The following is a 16831-nucleotide window of genomic DNA, read 5'->3' on the forward strand; positions in this document are numbered from 1 at the left end:
GTGCCGAGTTATTGAAACTTGAGTGCTTACATTTGTGTGAGCACTCAAGCTTTGATTTGTATCGCCAGGAGCGGGAACAATCAACTATAGTTGGTAATCGTCACCGTTTTTGGCTCGGTAGCATTTGCGGTCTTGCTGGTTGACCAACGCATGCTGTACGCCAGAAACAAAGCTCATCCACATGGGGCTGAGTGCTTCTCCAGTGCCAGTGACCGGGCTGAGCGGCGTCTCGTACTGAACATCGTTCAGGTGGGCGCGGTCATGGCGGCCAGGCTCACATCCTGTGTCAAAGCTGAGTTCAATATGCATGCCGTCCGCTTTTTTCAGCAAAATGGCGCTGGGCGCTTCACGGTGGCCACATAACGCCACAAATTGCTTACAGTTTTTGAGTCCGCAGTGCTGGCCGTCGGCGAAGAACACCATCAGGTGATTGTAGTAAACGACATAGGAGCTGACGTCTTTGTGAGAGCCGAACTCCAAAGGACAGTGTTGATCCAGGTACTGCTTTGCGACGATCAGCTTTTGACATTCTGTGCTGGTGTTTTCTAGTTCTGTATGCTGAATTTGTGCTTTCATGTGTGTATTCCCAGTTACCAAGGTTACCCGATACCCGTTGCCTGTGTGGTGAGAGCCTGCTGGCTTATCAATTCACCCGTTGTCGTCACAAGGCAAAATATCGCTACTATTATTAATTACCTGCTTAGTCCCGGCGGGAGTGCAGAGTCTTCTGTTGACAAATTCAGTGTATGAAAAAAAATCGATAAATTTCACAAAAAGAATTTTACAGTGTAAATTTTACAAAAACTGGTCTGACCATGTGTTGTGGCATAGTAGTAAGCACAGCGCTCAGGCGCCTTACAGACGTAAACAGGAATGAAGCGGTGAAAAAAAATTCAGAACTCATGAGAAAGTCACACTTTCTGGGCACCAAAATCCGTAATTTACGCAAGCGAAATCACTTAACTCTTGAAGACTTATCTGCCCGCTGCATCCGTGTCGACCCACAATCCGCGCCCTCGGTGTCTTACCTGTCAATGATTGAGCGAGGTAAACGCACGCCCAGCAGCGACATGCTGGAGAACCTGGCCGAAGTATTTCAAAAGCCGGTAGACTGGTTTTTGGACAATGAGCCCGAGGTGAACGAAATCACTCCGCAAAAAGGCCGGCATGGTGGGATCAGTGGGATGGCGCTGGAGCCTAACTTTTTATTTGATAATGATATTTTGCAAATTGCGATTCCGGAAATGCTGTCACAAACGGGGATCAGCGGACGTCAGTTTGCACACTTGCTGATCCGCGCGCATCAGGAGCATCATCAGAATCACTTTCCGGATCTTGAGCGTGCGGCGGAAGAAGTGGGCGGCAAAGACCTGTATCTCGATGTTGATGCCCTGTTGAGTATGCTCAAAGCTCAGGGGTTGGTGGTACATTGGTTTGATGAGGCACCGGGCGAAGTAATCGATGAAAGTGGCCATGTGTTTGCGCGTGTGATCACCTCTTATTTTGCGCCGCCAAATGAGGTGCATATCAATCGCATGTTGCAGCAAAACCAGCCCAGACTGAAGTACGACCTGGCCGTGCATCTTGGCCACGCGGTGTTGCACAACAGAGACGGGTTGCAATGTGTACTGGGCTCGGGTGGCGTCAGTGGTGCAGCAAATACCGACGAGTCTGCACCGAATGCTCAGGATATTCTCTCGGCCTGGCACGACTTTGAGTCGAGCTTTTTTGCCGGTGCGCTGCTATGTCCTAAAGTTGCATATCGCCAATTACTTGATTCGTATGGATATGAAACGCACATTCATCAGGCGCTGGGCATTTCACCGTCGGTGGCTATGCGCAGGATGACAGTGGCTTCGCCTTATCCACACTGGCACTATTTTGATGCCTATTTGCCGGGTAAGCTCAAAGCCGTGTACCGTGGTAATGGTATCCCTTTGCCCTGGGGCAATATGCGCAGTGTGGCCGATCCCTGCCAGCACTGGGCGGTGTTCCGTAAGTTTCAACAGCAGGCCATGCAGGCCAGCGCGCAACTGTCGGTGCTCAATGTTAATAATCAGCCACGGCTTTATTGTTGCGAATCCATCAAAGTGAATGATGTTGCAGATAACCCTCATGTGCTCTGCGCCGGGATAGATCTTAACCCGGCGATCGCGGCCCAGGGGCTGGATGCCAATGAGGTTGTGCAGGAGCTCCAGGCCTTGTGTATTAAGCAAGGGGGTGCCAGCGTAGTGCCCTGGCATTTGAAAAAGCAACTGCAAAGTGTGGCTAAAATTTTGAATATCAATTGGATAGAGCGGGGCATAGCCAATGATGTCCGTGTTATATGTACACGTGGTAAAGCCTGTCCCCGACAACCCGGTTGTTATGACTAAAGAATTGAGATGGCTACCTCGACTTCGTCACTGTTATGATAGATTTCTATATCCTGCAAATAGGCGCGTTGGTATGGGCAGTCTGTTTGCTCAAAGTAGCGCCATACAAGCTCCCACAGGCGGATCACGGTTTGCGGCATTTCACCCTGAGCGGCAAAGCTCAGGTAACGCCCGGCGTTTAGTTGCTGTGGTTGCAGTGCCTGATCTTTGTCAGCATGCGCAATCAGCTCCGCTGCATCAGTGGCAACGGTGGCCTTAAAGTCGCCATGGTGATCCGACTCGTAGTGCGAGTAGATACCATATAGTGTTGCGCCTTGATTAAGCAAAGGGGCATAGCGTTGATTAAATGTTTGCCACAACTGGATTATGTGACCTTCTCCTTCGGTCTGTTCGTGGTGATTGTTGGTGCGGGTAGAGATCCCCACAACCTGGCGTGGAGCGAACGTTTTTACTTCCATTGGATTCCCTGATTACTCGTCGTATGTCGCTAAATTGCTTTACTCCGAATATCTGTCCCTGTCTACTGACAAAGTCACAACATCTGGCGTGTCTGTAAGTCTTTTCCAAAGAGGTGGAGATTGCAATTTTATATGTATATTAAATAATCACTTAGACTATTAATAAAGCGGCCGAATGGTAACATAGTGTGAGTTTTAGGCAAGTCGCTGGGAAGGAAAAGTGACACGGCTTTAGTCTTATATGAGCCATAATACATGGTTTCGCCAGAGTCGATGGATGATCCCGAAAATCTTATGATTGAAATCAGTATAATATGCCGGACCTTTCAGCCCGGCATACTGGATATACCAATTTCCTTAATTAAGTGTTCTAATTTGAGGCGAGAAAATGTCGTCGATAACACCGCTCCCGCGTCCTGCTATCGCTGAGGCACCTACATCCATATAGGCGAGGCAAAAATTTTGCTATTTAGTTGTTTTAAATAAGAAATTTTTAACACAGTTAGCGTGATATTTGCTCCTTCAAATTAAACAAGTATTAAGTGAAATTGGTATTAGTTCATCAATTGACGAATGTACTTTACGGGGGCGCTGCCGTAGCTGAGGAATTCTTCGTGAAAGGCTTTGAGGTCAAAGTCTTTACCCAGCTGTTTCTTTTGCGCTTCGCGCAGATCGTAAATTTCACGAAATCCACTGTAGTAACTGGTCAGTTGCACCTGGCTGAGTGTGGCCCGACGCCACTTTCCTTCGGCTTCAGCCTGCTCCTGGAATGCACCGTTCATGAGTAAATCCAGTCCTTGCTCTTTGCTTATTCCCTTAACCTGAATGCCATAGTCCAAAATGGTGTTGCAAATGACGCGCAGGTTCCACTTGTAATACATCAGCCACATTTCTGGTTCGAAATTACCGTATCCTTCTTCCAGCATCATGCGCTCAGTGTAGACCGCCCAGCCTTCAACCATAGCACCATTACCAAAGATGCTTTTCACTAACGAAGGAGAGGTGTTTGAGTACACCAATTGCGTATAGTGACCCGGTACGGCTTCGTGGATATTAAGGATCTGTAAGATCCAGTGATTGTACTCACGCAGCATAGAATCTGCCTGTGCATCCGTCAGGGCATCCAGCGGTTCAACATTGTAATAGGTGTTTTCTTTTTTCTCATAAGGGCCTGGTGCAGAGATAGACGCCAGTGCAAAGCCTTGCATGTAGTCCGGTGTTTGGCGAACAACCAGCGGCTTTTGGGGATCGAGTGTCAGCAAGTCTTTTTCCATCACAAAGCGCTCCAGTTCAGGGATCTGGCGCTTAATCTCGTTTACAAACTGAGATTTTTCAACATGACGCTGAGACAGGTGCTTGATAAGTGTTGCAATGGCTTGTGTATCATCGCCAGGACGCACCGTATCGGGGAAATACTTAGGCCAAAGTTGGTCGGTCAGTGTGATCATCTCAGCAGTGACGCGGGCTTTGTCCGCTAGGGCTTTTTGATACATTTGTTTGGCGGTGTATCCCGACTGAATATCAAACGCAAATTTGTCTTCGTAAAGTGCCTCTCCAATCCTAAAACTCCGAGCATTACCGGTTTTTTGCAATTCCTGTTCAAGCGCAGTCAGAAAGTCAATGTAACCATGAATTGCCGTTTTAGCGTTGGCAAAGCGTTGCTTGAACTCGGCCTTTTCTTCGGCACTAAAGGTGCTGAGCGCATCCACACGTGTCAGCAAATCGTCCGTCAAAACGCTGAATGCGCCTTTGTTTTGCTGGATCCCGAGCTGAGTATATTCCAGCGTTGGCTGGTCAATGTTGGCTTGTGCAGCGTCATAGTATTCAGGTACAAACTTGAGTCGCTTAAACACCTGGCGAAGCTTGTCATCCTCAGACTTAAAGCGGCTGTTCATAATGCTGGCAAAGCCGTAAGATACATTGTAGCTACTTGGGTTCCATTGCCAGCTCTTGAACGTTTCCAGCTCCCATTTGGCGCGCTTGAGTGTATTTTCAATCAGGTGATAATCGATTTTAAGGTGGTCGCTGAGCTGAGCTAAATCAAATGACTGGAGCTTTGCTAACTGAGTGGCGATAAAAGCCAGCTCGGCAGAGCGATTGGCAGCGCTTGGGATGGTGATGACATCATCATATTTGCCGTAGCCAAAGTAAACCGACAGCTCGGGGTACTGCTGCCAATACTGTTCGATAAACTGCTCAGAGAATGCAGCGAAGGCCACATCACTGGTTTGTTGGCTAGTCACTGCAGTGAACTGCTGCGGCTCTGAGTGTGTCGTGGTCTGAGCACAACCAGCCAGCGTAAATATGGCTGTCAGGCAGAGGCTGAGTGCTGTTTTTCTCATTCGCTTGTTCCTTTTTTATTATTGTCGTCATCATAACAAGATTTGGCGGCCTTTGCCTGCTCGGGGTTATCTATCAGTACCGCACCATTACCTGCTTGTGCGACTACATCATCCGGGTTGTACATAGGGCAGCGGCTCATTGATAAACAACCACAGCCAATACAGCCATCCACCATGCTGCGAACCCGTTGCATATACGCTATTTTTTCGTCTAGCTGCGCGCGCCACAAACTGGACATACGGGCCCAGTCTTCTTTACTTGGGGTGTTGCTGTGTGGCAACGACATCAGAGTTTGTTTAATTTCTGCCAGGGTTATTCCCATTTTCTGGCCGGCCTTAATGATGGCAATGCGGCGCAGAACATCTTTTTTGTAACGTCTTTGATTGCCGTTGTTGCGCCAACTGCGGATCAGTCCTTTATTTTCGTAAAAATGCAGTGCGGAGACTGCAACATCGGCACGTTTTGCAACTTGCCCGACGCTGAGCTTAGGTTCGTCGCGCTCCGTTGTGTGAGTTGGGGTCATTCGGCTCTTTACCTCAATCTTGGTTGAGGTTTTATGCTAGCAGAAAATAACTCAAAGGAGAACCACAATGAAGTCGATCATTCTTTACTCAAGTTCAAACAAGCAGGGCAATACCGCAAAATCCGTACAACAGTTGGCGCAGCAGTTGCGAGCCGATAGCCTATATCTCGATGATTATGATATTAAAGACTATTGCTATAATCACAGTAATTCGGAAGATGATTTTCGTGCTCTGTTTCGGGCTGTGCTGAACTACGATCACATCGTTTTTGCCTCGCCGGTATACTGGTATGCGATAACGCCAAAAATGAAAGCGTTTCTCGATCGTATTACCGATTTTATGGATGATGAAACACTTCAGCCTGAGCTGAGAAGGCTACGTGAAAAACAGTTTTCGATATTATCTAACTCCATCCAGGAGACTGCACCTAAGTGCTTTCTCGAGGTGATCCAGAAAACCTGTGAATACCTGGGCATGACCTGTCGTGAGCAAATTCACCATCAGTACCCTTATCAAGAAAACGAGTAAAAAAAGGATATTTCTGGTTAAAAAATAGGCGTTAATTGTTTCGTTAAACTAAACTGTTTGTGCTGTGGCATGGTGATGAGGTGGATCCGTTGCTGTGCCAGAGTAATTATCAGTAACCGTCAAAACCAGGAATTACCATGAAGATATACAAGCTGCGCAACTGGCTTGTTATATTGTCTGTTCTCGTACTTGCCTCCTGCCTGGGCGATGATGACGACGACAATACCACAACGCCAGATCAAACCGCACAAACCACAGAAATCAAAGTGAGCCCGGCATTGGGATTAACCAAAAATGCAACTGTCAGGCTCATTTTACTTGCCAATAACACACCCATTGAAGGCGCGACAGGTAATACCGGCGAAACCGGTGTTGCGACCATCACGCTTAACTCAGCAATAGCTGAGCCTTTTATTGTCGAAGTTTTGGGCGGCGGGGACGCCGAGTATTTTGATGAAGCTAAAGGTACTTTTTTGGCCTTACCGGCTGACGCCACGCTTCGCGCCGTATTGAGTGCTTTTAAGTCTGAAGTTGGGGTCACCACACTGACCGAAATTGCGACAACGGCTATATTGAATACCGGGGCCACCAGTGCTGAGGCCGTTAACCTGGTCAACGAGCAGGTGCGTATTGCACTGGCGCCTGCCTTGACGGATATTACAGCCCCTCCACAATTGATTAACGCGGCCAGCGGTGTGACCGCAAGCAATGATCAGGCCGGTATTTATGCCGTTTCTCTGGCTGCACTGGCACAATTGGGCAGCTCATCCAGCTCACCGGCGCTGGCCATTGTTGATGCATTGCGCGCCGACTTTTTAGACCTCACGATAGATGGCAAGGTTGGGGACAAAGCTTTTGAGTCACCTCTGTATAATGCCAGTACTTTTATCAGCGAATATACCAGCGCTATTCAGGCTTATGCCCAGCAAGTGGGTTTAACCACAGACTTAAACACCACGTTTTCACTAGATAACATTAAAAAAACCCTGGAGGGGCTGAACGACATTTTTGCCAGCCTGGACCTGGGTTCTCTAGATCTGGATTTTGTTCCCGGTGGTTTGTCCCCAGGATCCGGCGGTGACAATAGCGGTAGCGATGGTGAAGGAAATACTTTGACCATCACAGGCAGTTCGACTGTAGCGGGTGTCACTACAGAAATACCAACAATCACGATCAATAACGTACCTGCGCCTGATCCCAATGACCTTGAAACCATCAAAAAGCAGATTGAGGATTCATTTGTTCAACAGCAATTGACAGTCAACGATTTGGCATTTGAACTGGTAAGCAGCTCAGACACCAAAATTGTGGTCTCTGTGCGTTACTCAGTCACGACTCAGGGGGTAACGGTTTCATCCGATTTAACTTACACCTGGACGCTGACTGGCAAAGACGATGACGATGATGACATGGACGACGATGTGATGTTGCCGGATGTACTCAAAGGTAAGTCGTTTATGATGGTGTTTAATTTAACGCAAAGCGGTAGCAGCTATGCTGATGGGCAAAAAGTGAAATTTACTTTCTCAAGCTCCGGCATGCTGTTTATTGACACTGATCCCGAAGCAAATAACGGGGATGAAATGTCGCTAGATGATGTCATGATGGAAGGCACTGAGTACGTCTATAAAGATGAGCAGAGTGGGTTTGTTTACCGCGTGTCAGTGACCCCGACCGGGCTCAATGAAATCAACCTGTTTACAATGGAGAAGGAGCTGCTTGGCTCATTTGTTGCCGAGGGAGTGACTAACCTTGCTCTGGTTACCGCAAGAGCGGGTGAGTATACAGTCACAGGCGCAGGCCATTCACGCGGAACAGTGATAATTGGCTCAGACGGTACTATCGACTTCGACACAGGCACGAGCTTCGCGCCAAGTGATATCGTTGCTATCTTTGATCGCACTAATCTTGAGCAGGAGAAACGCATACAAATTAATTACGGATCTGACGATGATGGTCCGGTGATTAATCTGTTCTTGTCTGCTGATGCCAGCGCGATAACCAGCATTCAATATCGGATCCGCTCTGAAAATGTTGATGTAATGGTGACAGTCGAAGGCACTGTCACGGGTGGGGGCGGAGGTTAACGAAAAAGGTTTCACCTTTATTAAAACAAAGCGGGCACGGTTGCCCGCTTTGTCTGACATTATTTATATTCTCAGATAGCGTGACGTTGAACAGCTTGAGTCGTGCTTTACTCGTTTACCACTTAAACAGTTTACACCTTTGCTGTGTGTTGCCCTGGTAGCTGGATACCACGAACTGGCCAACTTTGGATTCACGGATTGGGTCAACACTGAAGGTATTGATGTTCACGTCAATGCTGCCATTACTATCAAGTTTATAAGAAGCCTGTAGCTTGGTGCTGCCTACTTCAAACAAGCTCAGGAATTCATCGTTAAGCAGGTATTGATCGATCACGACTCCATTGTTTTCATCCACTGCGTAATGGCCCAGGTTTTCATTAAGCGTTAACAAGCTATAGTTGCGAACACTTTTACGCTCTCCCTCTCCATAAACAATGATCCAGTCTGCTTTGTTGTCGACCGCTGCACCAATTTCAAGTGACATTGGAAACTGATATAAGGTCCCGCGCGCCGGAGAGATAACTTCACACTGGCCCTTATAATAGCCTTGCCACTCCTGTGGCGAAGCCTGTGCCGTTGTACTCAGCATTGCTAGTGTTGTCATTGCCAAAGCGGATTTGGTCATCTTATTCATACTATTTTCCTTTGTGATAGTGTTTACCCATTTAAGGTAAGTAGTTCTCATCCATGTTGCAAGGCAGTATGTAATGGTATGTAAATGAGGTGTGGTTTTAGTGTTTTTCATGCTGAACATGTATATCCATAGATTAAAATTAGCAAGCGCTTGTTATCACGGCTTTATCTGTAATAATGGCTAATCAGAATGCCTTATCAGGAGAATAATATGTTAATAAGAACAATGTTGGGTTTGCTTGCCATAGTGTGCGCCGCGTCTGCGTTTGCTCAGCCAATGGAGTTCGCCGGCGGTGCCGACAAAACCAATGTTATTGATGCGTCAACCTTGCTGGCAAAGGCAAGTCAGTACCATCAAACCCAGGTCACAGTGAAAGGGGTAGTGACAAAGGTATGCAAAAAGCGCGGTTGTTGGATGACGCTGGATGTAGAAAAGGGCGAGCAGATCACCGTGAAGGTACGTGACGGAGACATGGTTTTTCCAATGTCCGCCATTGGCAAAACAGCGCTGGCCACCGGTAAATTTGAGGTGTCCGAGCTGAGTTTAGAAAAATCACGTCGTTACCTTGCTCACAAAGCGGAGGAAAACGGTGAAGCCTTTGACCCCCAAACACTGAAAAATCCGATCACGGTATACCGGCTTAAACCCAGCGCGGTGACTATTCTCTGATAAAAGCCACAGTAAGCTCCATATTGTTTCCACTGTTTTGTGCTCAACTGGGCAATTATATTTTACCAAAAAGGCAAGCAAGGGCGTGACTGAAGACAGTAATTATGGGCTTAAACCCGTTCCAGAGTCGGCAAGAAAAGGTGGGGTAGCCTTATCTTTGCTGATGCTGGGGCTGACTTTTTTTTCTGCGAGCATGTGGACGGGCGGGACGCTGGGCACCGGGCTCTCATTTAACGATTTTTTTCTGGCGGTGTTAGTCGGTAATTTATTACTCGGTATATACACAGCGGCGCTTGGGTTTATTGGTGCCTCTACCGGGTTGTCTACGCATTTGCTGGCGCGATTTTCATTTGGTGTAAAGGGCTCCTGGCTGCCTTCGTTGTTGCTCGGTGGCACTCAGGTGGGTTGGTTTGGTGTTGGCGTGGCGATGTTTGCAATCCCAGTCCAAAAAGCAACGGGTATCGATACCAATGTGCTGATCATGGTGGCGGGCCTGGCAATGACGACCACGGTTTATTTTGGAATTTCTGCATTAATGGCGCTATCTGTTATTGCCGTGCCCGCTATCGCTTTGTTAGGTGGATACTCCGTGTGGCTGGCAGTTGGGGAAGTTGGGGGGCTGAACCAGTTACAGTCTTTAGTACCGGCAACACCCTTACCTTTGAGTGGGGCCATCGCACTGGTGGTGGGGTCGTTTATTTCCGCCGGCACGCTCACTGCCGATTTCGTGCGTTTTGCTCGCAGGCCCGCCAGTGCTGTGCTGATCACGCTGATTGCGTTTTTCCTCGGCAACAGCCTGATGTTTATATTTGGTGCTGCGGGCTCGGCTGCAACGGGTGAATCTGATATCGCTCAGGTACTGATGCTGCAAGGCTTACTTTTACCTGCTATTGTGGTTCTGGGCCTCAATATCTGGACTACCAATGACAATGCACTGTATGCATCTGGCCTCGGATTTGCCAATATTACCGGCTGGTCTAGTCGTAATTTGGCAGTGATTAATGGCGTTGTTGGTACACTCAGTGCGTTATGGTTGTATAACCACTTTGTTGGCTGGCTGACTTTTTTGTCGGCTGCCATCCCACCCATTGGCGGTGTGCTGATAGCCGATTATCTGGTTAACAGACAGCGCTATCATGCATTTGAACAAATGCAGTGGCAAACGGTGCGTTACAGTGCCCTTGCAGCTGTTGGCGTGGGCGTGTTAGCTGGCCATTTTCTGCCAGGCATTGTGCCGTTAAATGCGGTGCTGGGGGCTGCATTGAGTTACTGGGTATTTTCGCGCTGGGAGAGGTAAGGAACCTGTCGGAGCTGGGGTGCGGATTGCTAACTAAACTGATATAATCTGCGTCCCTCTTTTTAGTATTTGGTACTCAATGGACGATACTGCACGCGCTTTTAACACCCGTATATTACTGCCCCTGTTAGCCAGTATTGTGGCAATAACGCCGCTGGCAATCGATATGTATTTACCTGCGATGCTGGTGATCGCCAGTAGCTTAGGGGCAGACATGCCGCAGGTGCAACTATCTTTAAGTATCTACCTGGCCGGTTACGCGCTTGGCATGATGCTGTATGGTCCATTGGCTGATCAGCTAGGTCGGCGCAAGCTGGCATTATTTGGGCTTGGCGGGTTTGCTCTGAGTTCATTGTTACTAGCTTTTAGCAGTGATATTTTGCATTTATGGATACTCAGGGGCGCGCAAGCGTTTACCGGTGCGGCAGCAACGGTTGTTGTACCAGGCATTATTCGTCATATTTATCAAGCAAATACCGCAAAAGGTATGTCCTATGTCTCGATGATCATGATGGTCGCTCCGCTGATTGCCCCCAGTGTGGGATCGGCCATTATGGGGTTGGCCAGCTGGCAGTGGATTTTCCTTACCCTGGCAAGTTATGCCGTTGTGGTGATGATCCTCGCTTACTTTTATCTGGTGGAAGTACCTATCTACAAGAGTGATAAGCGCGGACTTCATCTGTTCTTTGACAGTTACGCGACGGTGCTTACCAATCGGGCTGCATTGCCAGATATTGCCAGTTCAATGCTGGTTTCATTTGCGTTCTTTTGTTTTCTGACCTCCGTGTCTTTTATTTATCTTGATTATTTTGCCGTCTCAGAGCAGCTGTTTGGGGTGCTGTTTGCCTTTAATGTGGTTGCTCTGATGCTGGGTAATTTTCTCAATACCCGTCTGGTTCCCAAGGTGGGCTCACGCAAAATGTTGTATTACGGACTGCTGCTTGGCTTGCTGAGTGCATCCGCGCTGTTAGTGTTCAGCCTGATGGATTTATCTTTGTACTATATCGTGCTGAGCATTGCGCCCTTGATGATGAGCCTGGGTGTCAGTGCGGCAAATGCAGATGCGCTTATTTTATTGGAGTTTGAGAAAAACTCGGGGACAGCGACGGCGGTTATTGGCACGCTTAGGTTTGGAAGTGGAGCCTTGGTCGGACCGTTGCTTGCCTTACTCCATGCCAACAACACGGTGCCTTTCTCGGCGATGATGTTTGCTGCGGTAGCACTGACAGCCCTGGTGCAGTACGTTCGTGGCCAAAAGTGCAAAGACAAAGACACCGCCCGCAACTAGCGCAAACAAAATAGGCTGAGCCTGGTGCTCAGCTCACCTGAAAACAAATAGTGTGGACAACCCGGCGTTTTATGTGTAAATTTTTGGTTATATATTTGCCAAAAAAACAATAATAATGCAATATACTGCGGAGCTTATCTTTGAGCTTATTCAGGTAATTGAGCTGTTGCTCGTTTATCCTGTTGCTGAAATTCTGTCTAATGAAAGTGTCTTTATCGCAACCAATTTATTCATTGCGATTTTGTGCTTACATTATAAAAAGCGTAAACAAAATAAACGCTTGAGCTGGAAAACTCTGAAAGGGGCGTTTCTTTCTTCACGGATATGGTGGAGTCAATCCAGCCGCATTGACTATGTGTCTCTGATCGTCAATTCTTTTTGCCTGGCCAGTGCTGCTTTACTGATAGACAGGTATCTGAGTGGGGGAGCAGTAAAAGACAGTCTGTTTGTGTCAACATGGCTGGAGTCGGTTGCCGGACCCAGTGAGCTGGACCTGACACCACAAGCCACAGTGGCCTTGACTACCATCATTGCGTTTATGGTATTCGACTTTTTCAATTACTGGTATCACAGAGTTTTGCATCAGTCTCCAGACTTGTGGCGCATTCATAGCCGCCACCACAGTGCAACAAACCTTACACCTTTTACGAATTTTCGAGCTCATCCTCTTGAGGCGATATTACGTTTACCGATCACGTATTTTGCCAGCATGCTGGTCGCGGGATTGTGCAGTTACTCGCTGGGGCAAGAAGCATCTGAAATGCTGATCCTGGGAACCAATTTATTTGCCTTTGGCGTTTTACTGCTTGGCGGTACTTTAGTGCATTCCCATATTTTTCTGCGATTTCCTCGCTGGCTTAGCTACCTTATTGTTAGTCCGGCAATGCATCAGGTACATCATAGCTGCAAACCAGCGCATCGAAACAAAAACTATGGCAGTAATCTGGCTATCTGGGACTGGATGTTCGGCACCATTTACCTGCCAAAGAGCGAGGAAAAGGTGGTGTTTGGATTGTCACAGAGTAACAGAGCGCAACCGAGCACTAGCGCCTTTTTCTTTGGTAAGAATATAAATAGACAGGAGAAAATATGAAAAAAATCTTGATAGGTACCGCCGTTGTTACGGCATTTGGGGTGATGTTAAGTGGCAAACTGGCGCGCAGTGCCGACAGTTTGGTGAGTACACAAAATGTTGTCGAAAACTATGGCGTCGAAAACTTTAGTTCGGGCCGCTCTCGTGCAAATGGCAATCGGGCTGCCGGAAGTTCATTGGTTAAATCGGGAGGCTGCTCTGTAGTTTTACGTCATGTCGATAGCTGGTTTGGTCTGGATAAGTGTCAGGCCTGATCACAGAGACAAGGCAGGCGTATCGTTGAAACAAATATGCCAGCCCTGATAACGACATAGAGGCTGGCATAACTTAATTGGTCTGTGAAATTGTCTGGATTACAGCTTATTATTTACCAGTGCATCCAATTCAGACAAAGATGCCGCAATTTTCACGCCCGGCACGTTGGTACCAATAGTTGCCTCAAATGACCCTTCAACAGATGAACGGAACGACGTAAATCCAATACGATAAACGCCACGAACCAAGGCTTCGGTTGGATTGTTCATCGATGTGGTTTTACGCAGCAAAGAGTTGTAGCTTGCACCACTTGGGTTTGCTGGTAGCTCACTGCTGTCGTCATTACGGCCCAGGTTTTGTAAAACTTTGCCACCGTCAGCAATGCTGTTGCTGTCGATGATGTTCATGCGGTCCAGGACAATATAAGTGTCGAAAAACTTATTGGCATCCTTGTCCATGCCTGGTTTAAAGTTTGCGTGAACAAAGTCTTTGTCACCTGGTGTTGCAACGGCAGGTGAAATCATAGAAACGCCAATTTCGTCGACCGCAGCAGGCACCCAGACATACAGATAGTAGGTGTCTTTGCCTTTGTATTTACCTTCTGGCACAACCGATTTATCTACATAACCGAAGTAGTTGCTGTAGTTAGCATAAGGTAATCGTGCTTCGATGCCAGCAACACCTTCAGAGACAGAGCTTTTAAGGTGTGGGCCAGTACTCATACAGCCAGCAAGTGTTGTGAGTGCAATCAGAGGGAGGATCTTTCCGGATAACTTCATTTTCATTGTGTTGACTCCATGTCACCATTTTTAAATTCGCTCGAATTATAGGCATGTACTGTGAAAAGTAAAACAATTTTTTACACATTTATCGGTTTAACAGCGGTTTAAGATGGTCTGAATAGCGCGCCAAAAAAGTAGGTAAAGTATTGATATATTGAAATAAATTTCTTATGCAAACCATGTCATCCACGAGTCAGTTTAAACTGTTGGATCTGGCGATTTAGCTTGACTGACATGTCACTGAGCCTGGAAGCATATTGCAGACTTTCTTCTGCGTCATTCAAAAACTGGCTGGACGCACTCTGAATATTATCCGTATTTTGCCGTATGTCGTTTGTCATTGCCGATTGCTGTTCAGCTGCGGTGGCAATTTGTGACGCCATTGCGTTTATATCACTGATAAGGTTGGCGATTTCACTAAAGCTGCGAGAGGCATTGCTGGCGTCATCCACACTTGCTGAGGTCAGCTCATAGCACTGATTCATCGTCTCTACCGCCGAGTGAGAGGTGGACTGCAATGTATTAATCATTGCTGAGATCTCTTCCGTGGAGGCGTGAGTACGCTGCGACAAGACCCTGACTTCGTCCGCGACCACGGCAAAACCCCGGCCCTGCTCACCGGCTCGGGCGGCTTCAATGGCAGCGTTTAACGCCAGCAAGTTGGTTTGCTCCGAGATCCCCCGGATAGTCGCAACAATGGTGCTGATCTGCTGGCTGCTTTGCTCCAGCTGGTCGAGTACCTGGGTGGCATCTTTTACCCGGGATGACAGTGTGTCTATGGTTTGTTCAAACTTGTTGGCTAGGGTCTGGCCGGTGCGACTGTTATCAACCGCTTCACGCAATGCCGAGGCTGTTTGTTCGGCGTTACTGGCGATTTCTCCGGTCGCGGATGTCATTTGGTCGACAGCGGATGATATTTTAACAATTTCAGATTGCTGCTCCTGTGCAGCCTGGGCACTGCTTTGGGCTTGTCGTGTGGTGTCTTCAGCTTGTTGCGTAAGGGTTTTTGCCGTGCTGGCAGTATCGAGTAAGGCGTTGTTTAACCGGTCAAAAAAGCCATTAACAATGCGCGACAAGTTGGTTTCTTCCACGGTATCTATGCGGTCTGTTAAGTCACCGTCTGCGCCTTTTTGCACCAGGCCAATTACCTGATTAGAAGCGACAAATTTAATATTTCCATCATGGATATAGTAAATGGCAATGGCCGCGCCTATCAGGGCAATTACAATATGGTACAGCAAAGGCGCGATCAATCCCCAGTCGGTTTGATCTCCCCAGGAGAAGATAATAATGGGTGTGCCCCATAATTGTGCACCAATGCTCTGACAGTAGGTCATAGTGAGATGGTGGGCAACGGTAACACCAATGAGGGCCAGCAAGGGCATAACATCCCGGTAGCGGATCAGAATCGTAAAATTGAGAAAGAAAATAAAGTGGCCTTCGCCCAGGCCGTTAGCTTGCTGTATGGTGATAGCCATCATCGCGGTTAACCCAACCGCCATAATAATGCGGGTCATAAATGCGCCCGGCATGGTTTTGTAAGCCGCCAGGCAAATGCCAAATACTGCGCCGCCACCCAGGATCCCGAGCATAAAATAGCCGTTTTGCCAGGGGGTTAAAAGCGCCACCATGAAATAAAACGCCAGCAGGGTCATCAGCACAACTTTATCCGCGCGTCTAAAGTCCTCATCAAACCTGGCTTTCATATAATCGCTGAGTTTATCGTCATAACAAATTAGCAGGTTTTTAAGCATGGTGTGCCTCTTTAATAAAGCTCATCTTGTAGCGTTTTAAAATCAAAGGTCTCAGGATTATAAGCCTTAACTATGCGCCATTGCTGTTGCGAGCGGGCAAGTAAATAGGTGCGCCCCTGGTGCCTGATCTGCTCGCCATTTTGTTGAATATTCAGGCCAAAATCCCGGCTCAGTTGAGCCAGCGATCCCGCTTTGGCATGAACGCCAGAAAAAGCACTGTGATAGGAGCGGGCATGTGTTTGCGCTTGTTGTGTTGAGCTATTCTCGTCTATGTCAACAAACACCACCTGCGGCCACTGACTTTGCCGTGTTGTATTGTCTAATAAACTTTTTAAAATCAGCAGGGTAGTTGGACAAACCCCACCGCAGTGACTAAAGCCAAAAAACACCACTGCCTTATCGCTACCCGAGTGCTCTAAAAAAGGCGCTTCCACTGTGCGGTTGCTTTCCAGCGGTACAAACGGCAGCCCAAAAATAATCCCCAGCAGCAGGCAAAGCAACAACACCATAAACGATGATTTCAGCATAGCGCTATCAACAACAAGGCCTTGATCTATGAACCATTAGTAAACTGTAGACAGTAAATCTATAGGCAGCAAATGATTTACCTTTTTGCACGTCTTTGGGACAAATAATGTTTTCTTGAAAGCGAAATTAGATTAAAATACCTAATACGGTAACAAAAGGAGTTTGTTCAGACAGTTTCACCTGTGCTGCATTCTCCTTAAAAGAAGTAGTTGTACA

Annotated in this window: 16 protein-coding genes; 8 read left to right on the plus strand and 8 right to left on the minus strand. The window is 47.5% G+C overall.

The features are described 5' to 3' along the window. Positions 1–84 precede the first annotated feature (84 nt). A complete protein-coding gene (locus L1285_RS14750) occupies positions 85–576 on the minus strand; it encodes a malate synthase (RefSeq protein ID WP_125717863.1) in 492 nt (163 codons plus the stop codon). Between the two features lie 305 nt (positions 577–881). Between L1285_RS14750 and L1285_RS14755 the strand changes: the two genes are divergently transcribed. Beyond that, a complete protein-coding gene (locus L1285_RS14755) occupies positions 882–2375 on the plus strand; it encodes a DUF3612 domain-containing protein (RefSeq protein ID WP_046004646.1) in 1494 nt (497 codons plus the stop codon). Here the strand turns inward: L1285_RS14755 and L1285_RS14760 are convergent. From L1285_RS14760 to soxR, 3 genes are all read right to left on the minus strand, one after another. Next, the gene (locus L1285_RS14760; RefSeq protein ID WP_235412968.1) at positions 2372–2833 is read right to left on the minus strand and encodes a GyrI-like domain-containing protein; all 462 of its coding nucleotides are present in this window, start codon (positions 2831–2833) and stop codon (positions 2372–2374) included. The two genes, L1285_RS14755 and L1285_RS14760, sit on opposite strands and share 4 nt — an antisense overlap. 554 nt (positions 2834–3387) lie before the next feature. Further along, a complete protein-coding gene (locus tag L1285_RS14765) occupies positions 3388–5175 on the minus strand; it encodes a DUF885 domain-containing protein (RefSeq protein WP_235412969.1) in 1788 nt (595 codons plus the stop codon). Beyond that, complete coding sequence (soxR, locus tag L1285_RS14770; RefSeq protein ID WP_046004643.1) at positions 5172–5699, minus strand: redox-sensitive transcriptional activator SoxR; 528 nt, start codon at positions 5697–5699, stop codon at positions 5172–5174. Before soxR ends, L1285_RS14765 begins: the two co-directional genes overlap by 4 nt. A 67-nt stretch (positions 5700–5766) precedes the next feature. On the opposite strand from soxR, the gene L1285_RS14775 reads away from it, so the two are divergent. Together L1285_RS14775 and L1285_RS14780 are read left to right on the plus strand one after the other, a co-directional pair. Next, a complete protein-coding gene (locus L1285_RS14775; protein ID WP_235412970.1) occupies positions 5767–6228 on the plus strand; it encodes a flavodoxin family protein in 462 nt (153 codons plus the stop codon). A 137-nt stretch (positions 6229–6365) separates the two neighbouring features. After that, on the plus strand, positions 6366–8315 hold the full coding sequence (locus L1285_RS14780; RefSeq protein WP_235412971.1) for a hypothetical protein: 1950 nt from the start codon (positions 6366–6368) through the stop codon (positions 8313–8315). Positions 8316–8430: 115 nt separating this feature from the next. Here the strand turns inward: L1285_RS14780 and L1285_RS14785 are convergent, their stop codons facing one another. Then, entirely contained in the window at positions 8431–8949 is a 519-nt protein-coding gene (locus L1285_RS14785) for a hypothetical protein (protein ID WP_235412972.1), read from the minus strand. Between the two features lie 210 nt (positions 8950–9159). On the opposite strand from L1285_RS14785, the gene L1285_RS14790 reads away from it, so the two are divergent. The 5 genes from L1285_RS14790 to L1285_RS14810 all read left to right on the plus strand — a co-directional run bounded on the left by L1285_RS14790 (position 9160) and on the right by L1285_RS14810 (position 13550). After that, a complete protein-coding gene (locus L1285_RS14790) occupies positions 9160–9618 on the plus strand; it encodes a DUF4920 domain-containing protein (RefSeq protein ID WP_235412973.1) in 459 nt (152 codons plus the stop codon). 85 nt (positions 9619–9703) lie between these two features. After that, positions 9704–10915 (plus strand): cytosine permease, encoded by a 1212-nt coding sequence (gene codB, locus L1285_RS14795; RefSeq protein ID WP_235412974.1) that lies wholly within the window; start codon positions 9704–9706, stop codon positions 10913–10915. A 79-nt stretch (positions 10916–10994) separates the two neighbouring features. After that, entirely contained in the window at positions 10995–12203 is a 1209-nt protein-coding gene (locus L1285_RS14800) for a Bcr/CflA family efflux MFS transporter (protein WP_235412975.1), read from the plus strand. Between the two features lie 115 nt (positions 12204–12318). After that, positions 12319–13296 carry a sterol desaturase family protein gene (locus tag L1285_RS14805; RefSeq protein ID WP_235412976.1) on the plus strand — a complete coding sequence of 326 codons (978 nt, stop codon included), beginning with the start codon at positions 12319–12321 and terminating at the stop codon, positions 13294–13296. Beyond that, positions 13293–13550 (plus strand): hypothetical protein, encoded by a 258-nt coding sequence (locus tag L1285_RS14810; RefSeq protein ID WP_235412977.1) that lies wholly within the window; start codon positions 13293–13295, stop codon positions 13548–13550. The genes L1285_RS14805 and L1285_RS14810 overlap by 4 nt, the downstream gene beginning before the upstream one ends. Positions 13551–13649: 99 nt before the next feature. Here L1285_RS14810 and L1285_RS14815 read toward each other — a convergent pair whose 3' ends face one another. The 3 genes from L1285_RS14815 to L1285_RS14825 form a co-directional block, all read right to left on the minus strand. Next, positions 13650–14336: a LipL32 family surface lipoprotein gene (locus L1285_RS14815; protein WP_046004635.1), complete on the minus strand. Its 687-nt coding sequence runs from the start codon at positions 14334–14336 to the stop codon at positions 13650–13652. A 179-nt stretch (positions 14337–14515) separates the two neighbouring features. Then, positions 14516–16087: a methyl-accepting chemotaxis protein gene (locus L1285_RS14820; RefSeq protein WP_235412978.1), complete on the minus strand. Its 1572-nt coding sequence runs from the start codon at positions 16085–16087 to the stop codon at positions 14516–14518. Between the two features lie 11 nt (positions 16088–16098). Next, a complete protein-coding gene (locus L1285_RS14825; RefSeq protein ID WP_235412979.1) occupies positions 16099–16614 on the minus strand; it encodes an SCO family protein in 516 nt (171 codons plus the stop codon). Positions 16615–16831: the final 217 nt, after the last annotated feature.

Origin of the sequence: Pseudoalteromonas sp. DL2-H2.2 (assembly GCF_021532535.1) — a bacterium.
Classification (GTDB): Bacteria; Pseudomonadota; Gammaproteobacteria; order Enterobacterales; family Alteromonadaceae; genus Pseudoalteromonas; species Pseudoalteromonas rubra_A.